This window comes from Herminiimonas contaminans, assembly GCF_015645465.1.
Lineage (GTDB): Bacteria > Pseudomonadota > Gammaproteobacteria > Burkholderiales > Burkholderiaceae_D > Oxalicibacterium > Oxalicibacterium contaminans.
The window spans coordinates 1-12,287 of record NZ_JADOEL010000009.1 but is presented as its reverse complement, the minus strand read 5'-3'; the positions used below and the strand labels follow the sequence as shown (position 1 = coordinate 12,287).

16 protein-coding genes are annotated in these 12,287 nt (G+C 46.3%); 6 read left to right on the top strand and 10 right to left on the bottom strand.

What is annotated here, in order from left to right; genetic code table 11:
- Positions 1-2 precede the first annotated feature (2 nt).
- The 4 genes from IXC47_RS11830 (at position 3) to IXC47_RS11815 (ending at position 4,047) form a co-directional block, all read left to right on the top strand.
- Positions 3-707 carry a hypothetical protein gene (locus tag IXC47_RS11830; RefSeq protein WP_134222395.1) on the top strand — a complete coding sequence of 235 codons (705 nt, stop codon included), beginning with the start codon at positions 3-5 and terminating at the stop codon, positions 705-707.
- Between the two features lie 515 nt (positions 708-1,222).
- On the top strand, positions 1,223-2,386 hold the full coding sequence (locus IXC47_RS11825) for an SH3 domain-containing protein (protein WP_195875756.1): 1,164 nt from the start codon (positions 1,223-1,225) through the stop codon (positions 2,384-2,386).
- Positions 2,387-2,551: 165 nt separating this feature from the next.
- Positions 2,552-3,079 carry a JAB domain-containing protein gene (locus IXC47_RS11820; protein WP_230089523.1) on the top strand — a complete coding sequence of 176 codons (528 nt, stop codon included), beginning with the start codon at positions 2,552-2,554 and terminating at the stop codon, positions 3,077-3,079.
- A gap of 254 nt (positions 3,080-3,333) precedes the next feature.
- A complete protein-coding gene (locus IXC47_RS11815) occupies positions 3,334-4,047 on the top strand; it encodes a MobA/MobL family protein (RefSeq protein WP_195875755.1) in 714 nt (237 codons plus the stop codon).
- Positions 4,048-4,378: 331 nt separating this feature from the next.
- On the opposite strand, the gene IXC47_RS11810 is transcribed toward IXC47_RS11815, so the two are convergent.
- The 6 genes from IXC47_RS11810 to IXC47_RS11785 form a co-directional block, all read right to left on the bottom strand.
- A complete protein-coding gene (locus IXC47_RS11810; RefSeq protein ID WP_195875754.1) occupies positions 4,379-5,830 on the bottom strand; it encodes a YfjI family protein in 1,452 nt (483 codons plus the stop codon).
- A complete protein-coding gene (locus tag IXC47_RS11805) occupies positions 5,823-6,089 on the bottom strand; it encodes a hypothetical protein (protein WP_195875753.1) in 267 nt (88 codons plus the stop codon). Before IXC47_RS11805 ends, IXC47_RS11810 begins: the two co-directional genes overlap by 8 nt.
- Before the next feature lie 91 nt (positions 6,090-6,180).
- On the bottom strand, positions 6,181-6,552 hold the full coding sequence (locus IXC47_RS11800) for a hypothetical protein (protein WP_195875752.1): 372 nt from the start codon (positions 6,550-6,552) through the stop codon (positions 6,181-6,183).
- Positions 6,553-6,588: 36 nt separating this feature from the next.
- Entirely contained in the window at positions 6,589-6,810 is a 222-nt protein-coding gene (locus IXC47_RS11795) for an AlpA family phage regulatory protein (RefSeq protein ID WP_195875751.1), read from the bottom strand.
- Between the two features lie 315 nt (positions 6,811-7,125).
- A complete protein-coding gene (locus tag IXC47_RS11790; RefSeq protein WP_195875750.1) occupies positions 7,126-7,821 on the bottom strand; it encodes a hypothetical protein in 696 nt (231 codons plus the stop codon).
- Positions 7,822-7,930: 109 nt separating this feature from the next.
- The gene (locus tag IXC47_RS11785) at positions 7,931-8,188 is read right to left on the bottom strand and encodes a hypothetical protein (RefSeq protein ID WP_195875749.1); all 258 of its coding nucleotides are present in this window, start codon (positions 8,186-8,188) and stop codon (positions 7,931-7,933) included.
- 270 nt (positions 8,189-8,458) lie between these two features.
- Between IXC47_RS11785 and IXC47_RS11780 the strand changes: the two genes are divergently transcribed.
- The gene (locus IXC47_RS11780; RefSeq protein ID WP_195875815.1) at positions 8,459-9,235 is read left to right on the top strand and encodes an alpha/beta hydrolase family protein; all 777 of its coding nucleotides are present in this window, start codon (positions 8,459-8,461) and stop codon (positions 9,233-9,235) included.
- Between the two features lie 191 nt (positions 9,236-9,426).
- Here IXC47_RS11780 and IXC47_RS11775 read toward each other — a convergent pair whose 3' ends face one another.
- Genes IXC47_RS11775 through IXC47_RS11765 form a run of 3 tightly spaced genes read right to left on the bottom strand, consistent with a single transcriptional unit; the run spans position 9,427 to position 10,954 of the window.
- Positions 9,427-10,290 carry a L,D-transpeptidase family protein gene (locus tag IXC47_RS11775; RefSeq protein WP_195875748.1) on the bottom strand — a complete coding sequence of 288 codons (864 nt, stop codon included), beginning with the start codon at positions 10,288-10,290 and terminating at the stop codon, positions 9,427-9,429.
- Complete coding sequence (locus tag IXC47_RS11770) at positions 10,287-10,688, bottom strand: hypothetical protein (protein ID WP_195875747.1); 402 nt, start codon at positions 10,686-10,688, stop codon at positions 10,287-10,289. Before IXC47_RS11770 ends, IXC47_RS11775 begins: the two co-directional genes overlap by 4 nt.
- 23 nt (positions 10,689-10,711) lie before the next feature.
- Positions 10,712-10,954, bottom strand: a complete 243-nt coding sequence (locus IXC47_RS11765; protein WP_195875746.1) for a dodecin family protein — start codon at positions 10,952-10,954, stop codon at positions 10,712-10,714.
- Positions 10,955-11,130: 176 nt separating this feature from the next.
- Here IXC47_RS11765 and IXC47_RS11760 point away from each other — a divergent pair, with 176 nt between their 5' ends.
- Complete coding sequence (locus tag IXC47_RS11760) at positions 11,131-11,697, top strand: nitroreductase family protein (RefSeq protein WP_195875745.1); 567 nt, start codon at positions 11,131-11,133, stop codon at positions 11,695-11,697.
- Between the two features lie 32 nt (positions 11,698-11,729).
- Here the strand turns inward: IXC47_RS11760 and IXC47_RS11755 are convergent, their stop codons facing one another.
- Positions 11,730-11,921 carry a YgaP family membrane protein gene (locus IXC47_RS11755; protein WP_195875744.1) on the bottom strand — a complete coding sequence of 64 codons (192 nt, stop codon included), beginning with the start codon at positions 11,919-11,921 and terminating at the stop codon, positions 11,730-11,732.
- Positions 11,922-12,287: the final 366 nt, after the last annotated feature.

Here is a 12,287-nt window from a genome sequence, read left to right as displayed (position 1 = left end):
TCATGAAATTCAAACAATTTACAGTCGCATCCTGCTTTTCGTCCTTCATGCTGCCGCACGTCCTCTTCGTTGAAGAACAGGAGGCGCGAAAGAAGGCTGCCATGAGCTGCTGTCTTGCCTGGAATATCAGTCTGTTTCCTGAAGCTGAGCAGGAGGACCACATCGAGCGAATTTGGAAAATGGTCGAGGCCGACAATCGGGACGCACCACCTCCGGGATTGGAACAGGGATTCAAGCAGGACCTGCGCATGCTGGTGGCACAGAAACAGGAGCTGTTTCCGTGGACGCATACGAACATCCCGACGGCAGACTTGATCGGAGCGGGCGTCCACGATGTATTGAGGATCGCCACCGGCACCGGCACGACCGAGGAAATCGAAATCCTTGCCTGGCCGAATCCAACCGGATTGCCGCTCATCATCGAGCATCTGCGGCGCATCCAGAGCGACACGGCCGCCCAGGTTGGCCTACAGGAGCAGGCCCGCAGTACCCCCGGAGCATTTACCGACATCGAGGCAACCCAAATGACGATCGCGTATTGCGTCCAGCGGGCCGATCTGGTCGGCTACCAGCGCATCCTGACGGTTTGGCGCGACACCCAGCCGGCATCGAGCGTCAAGCGGGTCATAGGTCATTGGCTGGGCGTGCTGGCTGAAATCGAGGCCGATACCAAGGCCGTGTTGAACATCCTGGTCAGTTGCAGATAATTCTGGTTCGCGGCGATGGAATGCTGGTTGGCGCGGATAAATGCAGGTTCATTTACAGCTAATGCTGGTTTGAAGGGGGCATCAGCTGCAGTTATTCCTGGCCGAGAATCGGCTGGAATGCTGGTCGGGCCTGTTTCAAATGCAGGTCGCTACAGCTACTAGTAAGTACTGGTACATCTCGCTAATACTCAACATTGGGCTATCTGCAGGAGAAGACGCCCGGTTGAAACAAGACGGCGTCGATACATCCAGCTTCGGAAAGTATTTCTTCTTGGTCCCTGTCTTTCTGTGGAAGCGCGCTAAAGCGTTTAATCAAAGCCCTGCCTACTTCTGGACATGGATAGGCATGTTCGTCTTGACGATGATCCTTGGAATATTCATCGGAAGATAAAGCGGCATTGGCGGATACGAGGAAAGCCTATTACTTATTTCCTTGTGTCCGTCATCAACATCCTCAGGCTGCTACGCAGCTATCCCCATAAAAGAATAAAAGTACCTTTCAGATAAAGGAACAAATGGCCATGACTTCTTGCCACGCCTGCAGTAAAGAAATTCCCGATAGCGCAACGCATTGCCCCGAGTGCGGCGCACCTCAAGCCGTAAAGCTCATCTCAACATCAAAACCGACTATCCCTAAGGCTGTATCAGAGCCACTCCCTGCCGGCGTTCAAGGCTGGTGCTGGGGAGGTTTTTTATTGAACGTCATTTGGAGTATTCGATTCCGGGTTTGGTGGGGGCTGCTCGCACTCATTCCGGTAGTCGGTATTGGCGTTAGCATCTGGCTTGGCTTGAAGGGACGTGAGTTAGCATGGAGAACAGGTAACTGGAGCAGCCTCGAAGAATTCAATCAATCACAGCGGAGATGGTCGATCGCCGCCATCATCGTCTTCGTTGCTTCAGTAGCGATTAGTTTGCTGATGGAATTCACCAATGTGGGGCGTAAGCTTCCATCACCAAGAGATCAAATCGTAGCAGGACTTGATTTATCCATTCCACAGACGCCTGTAGAAAACGTTGTACAGGCTGAGCACGTGCATGATGAAACGACCTTAGCTAACGTAGACAAAGAAGGTGTCGACTTATTGGAAACGCGTTACGGCCATCTCACGACTAATCAACATACTCAACTCATCCTCAATGGCCGTTTGGCAAAGCCAGTCATTCAGGCGAACTCCTCACTGTCGATCAAAGAGTCTTTTCTTATTGGAGAGGAGCAATTCGTTCTTATTGAAAACCTTGGTGGCTCCGCTTGTCCTGCTCTATTCAATTTCGTATCGATTAAAGCCAGCGGTGCGCAGAGCTATCCGACATTCGGGACATGCTCAGACATCTATGAAGCAGAGCGCAGTGGCGACTCTATCGTCGTCACTATGCAGGGAGAAAATAATCAAGCGCATCGATACGTATTTGCAAACGGTGTACTTGCGGACAATGGCAAACAAGTTGGCACGCAACCAGTAAAAGACTTTTCTGTTGAGGCGGTCATTGATGACCCTGACGGTTATACAAACGTCCGTGCTCAAGCTAATGGACAGAGCGCAATCATAGGACGTGTCGAGAGTGGTAATTCGTTCCAGACACATCCGCAAAACTCGGACTGGTGGAAGGTGCAGATCGCAGGAGGCAGCACTGGATTTATTCACCGCAGCCGCATCGTTTTACTGCAGCAGAGGTTTTAATCTCATGACAATCAATGAGCAATACATGCTGCGTGTTTAAACCTGCATCACTCTCCCACTAAATCAAGACCGCCTCGGCGGTCTTTTTATTTGCAACTTCATATTCAACACAATCAGGAAGTGCCTTCCTTTCATGCCGGGCGCACTCCTCTATCAGGAGGTCATATGACTACCACCATCAACGTATGTGAAGAGAAACAAGATACCAATTCTCTCCGCCATTGGAGCGAATTCCTGCATGACCTGACAGCAGTAGATACCTGGATAGTGCACAGAGCGATTGAAATCTTAGATGAACACGTAATCAAGCACGGACCTAAGCTAACAAGTCCAAAGGATGTGATGGACTATTTGCGCCTACAACTCCTCCATGAGATGAGGGAGGTGTTTGCGGTTGTGTTCATGGACACACAGCATCGTGTGCTTGCCTATGAAGAACTGTTTTTCGGCACTATCCACCAGACATCCGTATATCCGCGAGCGATCGTTCAACGAGCTATGTCACTGAATGCTGCATCAATGATCCTAGCGCATAACCATCCTTCTGGTAGTACGCAACCCAGTGAAGCAGACAAACAGCTAACCAATCGCCTCAAATCACTTCTGGAATCAATCGACGTACGCGTACTAGATCATTTCATTATTGGAGAGGAAGGTACATTCTCGTTTGCAGAGCATGGACTGCTCTTTTAAAGCCAGATCTCGTTATTTAACAACCAGCAATTTTATACATCTCTACCTATGTTATGCGAGACAGTAATACAGGTAGTTGATGATGGAGATAGTGATCGTTGAATAAACAATATCTACTAGAGGAGTGTTATAAGGACGCGCACTTAACCTTTCTCCATATTTCATCAAAAAGACAACCTGTATTTACTTCATCTCACACGCAGCCAGCGAATCAACTCGCTGGCTTTTTAACGTCGACATGAGGACAAATACAAATGGCAAGCTTCCATCACTGCATCAAGAGTGGCAAGAAAGGTACTGCAGCAAATCACGCCGCCTACATAAGCAGAAAGGGTAAATACAATCAACGTGATGACCTGGTCGCAACCGGTCACGGCAACATGCCTAAATGGGCAAACGACGACCCGCATGCATTTTGGAAAGCAGGAGACAAACACGAACGTGCGAACGGTGCAGTGTATCGGGAACATGAGATTGCGCTGCCTTCCGAATTGACGCCGGAACAAACTCAAGTTCTAGTCGGTGAATACATTGAGAAAATCATTGTCGACAAACCCTATGAATACGCTATCCATAAATCGCCGTCTTCGATTCAAGGAGCAACCAACGTACACCTGCATTTGATGTTTTCTGATCGTTTGCCTGATGGTATTGATCGCAAACCAGAGGAACTATTCAAGCGATATAACACAAAGCACCCGGAAAACGGTGGATGCAAGAAAGACAGTGGCGGGAAGAGCCGGGTCGAGCTTAGAGAGGAAATAATTAAAACGAGGCAGATAAGTGCAGGTCTTCAGAATGCTGTACTCGAAAGAAACGGGCATTCAAGCAGAGTCGATCATCGCTCATTGAAAGATCAAGGCATTGCAAGACGTCCCGAACGTCATCTAGGTCCTGCGCGCGTTCAAGCAATGACAGGTGAGCAGAAGGAAAACATGGTCAAAATCAGAGCAGCCTGTCTTACATAGTTGGTGAAGGACTGATACACGCTGTCTCATACAGAGGATCACTTGGATTCCAAGCGTAATCAAGGTAGCGCGATGCAAGCATTCGCTTAGAAGCAGGAGTCAAACGAGTGATGAATGCTTTGAGGGGGGATCATCCGGACGGATAATCGAGTGTCCAGTACAGCACCGACGAAAGGGCAGAATAAAAGAATAATAATTTAAGGGCATACAAAAAAATATGCGGTTCGTGCTGTTAACAGCACAAACCGCATGGAAATCTAAAAACATTTTTTATTTACTTAATCAATCCACTCGAAAGCACTTCTTCGAAGCCAGATCAGTTTGGCAATTATCAAAAGTTGTCCAGCACCGGAAACTGCTTTGCCTGAAAGTAACCGTGATGCAAATTGATGTATCGCTCACCTCTCGGACCAACTCCAATCTGAATACGTCCTAGTGACTCCAGACAATCCAAAGCCGGCTGAAACTTGGCTTTCGTACGTATTGGTCCGAAATTAAACGCATAATTTTGTAGTACATACGTGTAATTAGCCTGCCAAACTTTTCGATATAAGTAGTCCTCCACTTTCATCGCGTTGATAACTACTTCTGAAACAGCCAATTCTGGCGAAAAAAGTCGCTTGAACTCATCAATGTGCCATCCGACTATATCGAAAGCACGTTGAAGTGTGTCGACGGAAATTTTGCCTTCCTGCGAAGAGAACACATGCATCACACCTGCCAAGCGGCTGGTGATTTCCAGCACCTTGGAAGCAAAATCATCAATATCATGCAGGTATTGAGATGGCCGCAACATGTATTCGATTTCGTTTGACATCTCAATCCAGCGTCTGATCGCGTCTTCAGAAAATTCAAGAATGTCTCGTTCAATCTTGCCTAACTCGATACGTCGTTCGTACTCTTCCAGTAATTCCCCCATTCTGAATTGAAATTTAGACAAATGCACATACGGTGGATTAACTGTAGAAATAAAACGAGTACCTTTTGTAGTTCGAGGATCACCAATCAGATACCGTGCCCAATTTCCTGAGCCTCTTAGCTCATCTCCACGCTTCCCCAAAAACTGCTTGAATACTAATCGTTGAATCATGAATGAAATACTCATCCGCGGATCTTTGACGTGGAGTTGAACACCATCACTGCGGTCCATAACCAGCTCTGCGCCATCCCACAACGAATTATTAATACCAACTCGTTCAAGCGCTCCGCCTTTCACCAGGACCTGTCCTTCGTCACTAACAAACCCGATTGATTCGCCGCATCCCTCAAGTGCCTCCATCATTGCACGCTCATTTGTCAGTTTGCGCATGATGCGACGCTGTCTCGGCTTTGCAGGCTTTGCTTTCGCATGTTCCGACATCTGCTCTTTCAGATCTTTGACGCATGCGTCTTCACGCGTCAACTTGACCAGCTTCTGCTTGAGGCCAGACAAAACAGATTTCCAAAAATCCAGCTCCGCTTTGTAATGTTCGATTTGAACGTCGTATTTCTCCTTCATTCTTTGATCAAATTCATAAATCGGCTTAGCTACAATTGCATGCACTGCCGATTTGCGCTCACCTGAATCTGCTATGACAGCCCAATTCATTGATAGAGGCCGAACCTGACCTGTAGGCAGACGAATGTCATATAACGGTTGGGTAACGATGCTCATGCAACTGCCAACTTCCATGGCAATCAAAGCATCGGGCGCTTGTATGTTTCGTATCAACTCTTCGATAGAATCCTGAGCATCACAGAAATGACGTCTGGGATAAATAGGCGGGTCAAGAAAATTATTCACGCTCGACCTCCGCCATATAATTTTCAATCATGTAGATGAGTTGCTTGTGCATAAGTGATTTAGCCATACTGGACTCGGCCGCAATCAAGCTATGTACTGCGATTGGCTGAACAGGCATTGGCCAGCTTGCATGCACAGAACCAACAGGTAAAGAGTGTTGACTGTCCTGGCCTGCTAAAAGCATGGCTTTGTCTTGGTTTGACACTGAACGATCTGATGTAAGTGTCGTGGTCAGATCACGTTTCGCTTTCGATTTCATTTGTATCCTTGTAAAGATTGTATGCAACATTGCTGCATGTTATTTGTGTCGTTGGGTACGCACAGATTGAACTGTGTCGTACCCCAACTCTCTACTTATGCAGATCTTTGTTATTGAATGCGGTCGCCAGGCTGCTACCTTTCTCCGTGTGGCTTTTATGCGGCAAAAGTGAGCCACATAAACTGCACGGCAGAACATCACCACACTCTTTGCGACGATCCTGCTCCGCCTTTAACTGTGCGCGAAAGCCGCCGATAGACAATTTCAAGTCCATCTTTTCTAAATGAGATACAACTTCTTTCTGTGAGACCTTGCGAGACAATGCACGCTCGATTGCTGGATACATTTTCTGAAAACGAGCTGTATTCTGCTGTTGCGCGCAAGGCTGTAATGCGTCCAGCTGATCAATGAATTGTTGTATCGCCAAATCTTCTGATACGGTTTCTTGATGTGATGCTTTCATGTTTTTTCCTTTTTTAAAGATATAGATGTCTGGTGCTTAGACTTTGGCGCGTGGGCGATTGCTAAGCCAAATATCTACCTCGCCTTCAATCCAACCCACGGCGCTGTCGCCTAGCTGAATCGACTGCGGGAACGTGGGATCGTGGTATTTGCTCTTAGGATTCAGCTTGTTATAGACGCTGCTATTTCCCAAGCCAGTCTTCTGCTTAAGTTGCTTAATACGAATTACATTGTTTAAAAAATTTGCAGTTGTATGCATTTATTTCTCCTTGAATGAAGTTGGTTACGACAAGACAAGTTTAGAAAAATCATGCACAAATGAAAATGGAGATATTCTTGAATTTCTTTAAGAAATTCAAGAATATCTCCATGATAGAAAATTGAAATTAGAGTATTGGGAATGAAGAAGAACGCCATATCTACTGGATAACGACGCAGCACTATGACAATCAAGATGAATTAGAAAGGGCGTCACATGAGCAAGTCACGCAAGCTTTTTGATGGGGCGTACAAGCTGCAAATAGGTCTAAACGCATTCGCAGCTTAAAATTCTAATTAGTGTTTCTAGAAAAATTTATTTTTGGGAGGGGATATTGAACAATTTATCCGCATCGTGAAGCGATTTAAAATGAAGATAGATTGAGTGAAACTTTAATGGAAATTTTTGCTCGCGTTTTTCATATTCTTGATTCAATTTATCTAGAACAATGTGAGTGGCTTGACTGGGATTTTTCCATGTTGATCTCATCGTCCGCGCAAGATCCTCAGCTTCTAATTTATAAGGTAAATTATTTATTTTTTTGCCAGTCCCACCTTTTGATCTATGCTCCCACAACACTTTCTCCTCTGTTTCTACGATAGTTTTATCTCTCGCAATCCCTATTCCTCTGTATGAAGATGAAAAACCACACCAATAATTAGCGTCAACTAAATAAGACCAAGTAGCCGATAATTGACCAATATCGTACGCTTTCAATGCTCGGCAAAAATAAGCAGTAGCATTAATCAAAGGCGCTTTGGTTTTTGCTGCAAAATCACCATCGAGATCTGATTCCGACAGAAATTGCATAAAAATTTCGGATGGATTATCAATGAGAAGATTATCGCTAAGCCGCACCGGCATAAGGACATCGTTTTGGAAATCTTGAGCGGTCTTCTCAGGAGACAAGCCAATAAAGCATTCGATGAGAAGCTGACCAGTTCTGGCCATAAAAATTGTTAAATCTGCATCTGCACGAGTTGGCAGATATACGGAATTTAGAATAAGCATCTTCTATTTATTAGTTAAGCGGTTCGGTTAGATTGAGTAAATAGTCTGGAATAGACTAGCTCATCAAATGGGCAGTTCGGCAGCTATCTATAACCTGTAGCAAATAGAATCACCACGCAGGAAATTTTTCTTTTTCTTTATCTGTATTACGCGAAATCTGTTCATTCAGATCAACAGCTCTCATTGCTTGTTGAACACAATAAGCTATTTCTGCTTTGGCGATTCCTTTCGGCAGTACGCTCAATTCCTTCCTAGCCTGCTCGTGTGGCATTGCACCTTTGTGCATAAGTCTCAATATTGCATTAATGAGTCTCGCCGCCTTGTCCAATTCGATCTGAACAGGATTGTGTGCTTTAACGTCAATCACTTTTACGTCTCCTCGATATTCTTCATTTTTATAAGCAATTAGAATGTTTTTTGATTTTTAGAATCGATTTTTTTAGCCGGAGCAGTTGTCTCCGTCTTGAATGCGTCGAATTATAAAGTGCGAGATATGGGATTGGTAGATACGATTCAAGAAAACGACGGGCGCCTATATTCCGCTTTAGCGCGTCGACTTAAGCGACTACTTAATCACAAAAAATAACGTAGCATGAGTATTATTAAATTAGTTGAAATTGAATATAGAGGGATAACTATGGCGTCGCAAGCATTTGATTTTGACGGGCCTAAAGGCTATCGTTTATCCGGCCGTATAGAAGGACCTGAAGCACCGCGTGCGTGGGCGATTTTTGCGCACTGCTTTACTTGCGGAAAAGACAGTCTGGCTGCTACTCGAACGACACGTGCTCTGGCTGCGCGTGGGGTCGGTGTATTACGTTTTGACTTTGCTGGATTGGGTGGGAGCCAAGGCAAATTCGGCGATTCAACCTTTGCGGCAGATGTGGCTGATCTAGTTGCGGCAGGTCAGGCAATGGCGAAAGTTGGCAAGGAACCTTCTTTACTGATAGGTCATAGCTTGGGAGGCGCCGCTTCATTGATGGCCGCAGGCATGATGCCGAATATTCGAGCGGTAGTCACGATCGGTGCACCGTACGATCTAAAGAATGTATTGCATCAGTTTGATCCAGCTGCTTTAGAAGAAATCGAAGCGAACGGCCAAGCTGAAGTCCATTTGGCCGGTCGTCCTTTTTTTGTTCACAAGGATTTGATTGATGCCTTGCGCGAGAACGATCTACGTTCGCACATCACAGCCTTGAAACGTCCAGTGTTAGTAATGCATGCACCGGGCGACGACACGGTGTATGTTGAAAATGCTGCACACATCTTTGCGGCAGCAAAACATCCAAAGAGCTTTATTTCACTGGATGATGCAGACCATCTACTGACGCAACGCAGGGATGCAGACTATGTTGCTGATTTGATTGCAGCTTGGTCATCGCGTTATCTGCCCATGTTAAGTACGGAAAACTAGAGCAGCGACCTATCATTTAGTGGTAAGTTTTGGATGCAATTTCTACGACCAAGTGGGTCAGTTTTCGATACAAATCAACACGTTGGGATATGAAGGGTCGTATGACCGGGTTGCAGCCTTCGCCAGACAGTGGAAGGTGGATCAGTTGGAGAGGGTCAATTCTGCGAGCAAATCAATCCCCGTTAATATACCTAGCGGAAGTTATCGAAATAAAGCAGATTTGAGCTGGAATTTAAAATATTGCGAGGGGAAAATTGCGGCGTCGCCCACTCCGGGCGGGTGGAACGCCCTGAATCAATAACGATCAAAAATCTGCCAGAACCATACACTTTAGGCGTTGGCATAGCTACAGGAAGATGCATACCTTTGTTTACTGCATCCGCATAATCTGCCTCAATAATTCCAAAGGTATCGAGCCAATGATTTAAGCTGGCTGAGATGCGGATACATCCTTTGGATTGCTGCGTTCCAAGCTTGGCTTCCAGTAAGTCAGGATCTGTCGCATGCATTTGTAATCGCATTGTGCCCAGACCACCGCCACCCCAACCGCGCGTTGCCTGCTGCCAACCAAAGTCAAAAACGCGCATGCCCTTCACGCCATAGCCGCGAATGCCAAGCGCATTCTTGGTGCCTTCGGCGCGGAAATCCGGATTGTCGACAGAGTGTTCAAATACGCCTGTGGGCGTCTCGAAATGGTCGAATTGTCCAACTCGACCAGTGGATACGGGGGATGCGCCGATAAATATGGTAGGTTGTCCTTGCTCCAGCCAAAAGATGAAAATCGCTTGCACTGATGCACTACGGTCAACCAATACTATGTATTCTGACCCGCTGACCAAACCACTGCCCTGCAAAGACTTATACGCTAAACCGGCATACAGTAATTGCTCTTCAATTGGCGGGGCGAGTGCTGGCCTGACCTGTTTATAAAAAGTTGGAGCGAGTTCGTCGGGCATGATCTGCGCATGACCGACTTGTAACATGCCAGAACAAACTCCAGCCGCAGTAGTAAATACCACAAATAATCTGCGAAAACGATCTGCTACTGACGTCATACAAACACCAGACGCCTATGCGTTCCCTTCTTGATTAAGACCCTCTCTGGTTTGCTGTTGCCATCCTCGCTTACTACGACCTGATAACTTCCGTCAGGCAGGTTAGCCAGCAAAAACGGGCCTTCTGAAATCCCATCCAGCACAGCCTTACCTACTTTATTCCTGATACAAACCCGGGAGTCTGCAGTGTATTGATCGCCCGGCCCAGACTTGATCAAAGATACCATTTCCAACACATAGCACGATGCCATGGATTTCAACTCTACTTCTTCATCCACTCCAATACCACCCGACAAATACCTAATCGCCCCGACCGTAACTTCCGCCGACATCGCACCGGCGAGAGGGATTTGCACCAGAGCGAGGGTAAAACAAAAATGAAACCATAGTTTCAACATATCCGTCTCCTTAAGAAAACAGCTTATTCCAAAGAGGAATACATTGATATGTTTTGCAAAACTTCTTTATCGATTAGGAATGAGATCTTCGCGTTAATGCGATAAAGGGTGATCTTATTTTTTTCGACGCTTGCCTCCATCTCCTTGATATAAACTGACTTGATGTTGTTAATATTTTTTGCCGCAGTCTTCACGGCTATTTGCGCCGCATCCTCCCAACTCTTGTCGGATTCCGCCAATACCTCGATCACCTCAAGCGAGCTCATTATCATCTCCTGATTAAATTTAGGAGATTTGACGCTACTCCGACACCCGCACTGGATTTTGATCTATATCAATCTGATGATAGATGCGCAGATTACAGTGAACATGAATTCGCAAAGGTTAGGCGGCGGTATCAGCGGCAAGCCCGCAGCGACATTGATTCACTCCGGAGTAAGACATGGAACTTTTTGATGCAATTAAAAACCGCCGCGCAGTTCGTGAATACACGACTGAAAACGTGGACAAGGAGAGTATCCGCAAGTTAATTGATGCGGCGATTCACGCTCCCAGTGCCGTGAACAATCAACCATGGACATTTACGGTGGTGCGCGATAAAGAGAAGCTTGATGAGTTGTCCGTCCAGGCAAAGGCATACATGCTTAGGAGCATCTCTGATGATCCTGGTGCCGCGCACTTTCGCAAGCAGCTTGAAGACCGTGATTTTCATCTTTTTTACCACGCGCCGGTGCTGCTTGTAATTTCATCGGCAGAAATGGAAAAATGGGCCAACGAAGACTGTGCACTCGCTGCACAAAATATGATGTTGGCCGCGCATGGAAGCGGACTAGGCTCCTGCTGGATTGGCTTAGCACAGCATTATCTGAACACCGCCGCTGGCAAAGCCTTATTGAATCTGCCGATCGAATGGTTGACGGTTGCGCCCATTATTATTGGACATCCAAGTCACAAGGCTTCAGCTACCTCGCGCAAGGATGCGGTGATCTACTGGATTGATCCTAACTGATATCCGCTACGCGGTATTTGAAAAATAGATTTCTATTTTTCCTCTTTGGGACACGTCGAGCAAGCAAACACGCTATAGGCGGGACAGAAACCGACAATCCCCGTCAACAGCGGGATTACACCAATATATGCCCACCAACCAACATAGCCCATTAGCGCCATCAAAACCAATCCGACACCAACAGCGATCCGTAAACCACGATCAATATTCCCAACGTTTTTCATGAGGATGCTCCTTCAGGTATGACTTAGCGACAAAAGATTTCCCTGCACTTCATCATAAAAAAAAAGGACGCCATCAAGCTTGATCTGGATCAAGCTTTAGTATCGCTGGCAACAGGCTCTTAATGAGTAGCGATGCCAGTCTGATCTGCCCCTAATGGAAATCCGGATTGAAAAAGTTCGCAGCAATTTGCCTGATACAGGATTATGAACTTTGTATGCGTAAAAAACTTTAGGAAGACTGGTCTGTCCCGGTCTAGGTGGACACTAACTTAAGGTGGATAATGCCACCCAGGAGTTATGTTTATGACCAAGACCAGACGTACTTATCCCGAATCATTCAAACGAGATGCTGTTGACCAAGTGCTT

Excerpts from the sequence above, each read along its gene's own strand:
- IXC47_RS11770 (WP_195875747.1), bottom strand. The coding sequence starts at position 10,688 with ATGTTGAAACTATGGTTTCATTTTTGTTTTACCCTCGCTCTGGTGCAA.
- IXC47_RS11800 (WP_195875752.1), bottom strand. The coding sequence starts at position 6,552 with ATGAAAGCATCACATCAAGAAACCGTATCAGAAGATTTGGCGATACAA.
- IXC47_RS11795 (WP_195875751.1), bottom strand. The coding sequence starts at position 6,810 with ATGCATACAACTGCAAATTTTTTAAACAATGTAATTCGTATTAAGCAA.
- IXC47_RS11775 (WP_195875748.1), bottom strand. The coding sequence starts at position 10,290 with ATGACGTCAGTAGCAGATCGTTTTCGCAGATTATTTGTGGTATTTACT.
- IXC47_RS11760 (WP_195875745.1), top strand. The coding sequence starts at position 11,131 with ATGGAACTTTTTGATGCAATTAAAAACCGCCGCGCAGTTCGTGAATAC.
- IXC47_RS11780 (WP_195875815.1), top strand. The coding sequence starts at position 8,459 with ATGGCGTCGCAAGCATTTGATTTTGACGGGCCTAAAGGCTATCGTTTA.
- IXC47_RS11830 (WP_134222395.1), top strand. The coding sequence starts at position 3 with ATGAAATTCAAACAATTTACAGTCGCATCCTGCTTTTCGTCCTTCATG.
- IXC47_RS11820 (WP_230089523.1), top strand. The coding sequence starts at position 2,552 with ATGACTACCACCATCAACGTATGTGAAGAGAAACAAGATACCAATTCT.
- IXC47_RS11765 (WP_195875746.1), bottom strand. The coding sequence starts at position 10,954 with ATGAGCTCGCTTGAGGTGATCGAGGTATTGGCGGAATCCGACAAGAGT.
- IXC47_RS11815 (WP_195875755.1), top strand. The coding sequence starts at position 3,334 with ATGGCAAGCTTCCATCACTGCATCAAGAGTGGCAAGAAAGGTACTGCA.
- IXC47_RS11805 (WP_195875753.1), bottom strand. The coding sequence starts at position 6,089 with ATGAAATCGAAAGCGAAACGTGATCTGACCACGACACTTACATCAGAT.
- IXC47_RS11790 (WP_195875750.1), bottom strand. The coding sequence starts at position 7,821 with ATGCTTATTCTAAATTCCGTATATCTGCCAACTCGTGCAGATGCAGAT.
- IXC47_RS11755 (WP_195875744.1), bottom strand. The coding sequence starts at position 11,921 with ATGAAAAACGTTGGGAATATTGATCGTGGTTTACGGATCGCTGTTGGT.
- IXC47_RS11825 (WP_195875756.1), top strand. The coding sequence starts at position 1,223 with ATGGCCATGACTTCTTGCCACGCCTGCAGTAAAGAAATTCCCGATAGC.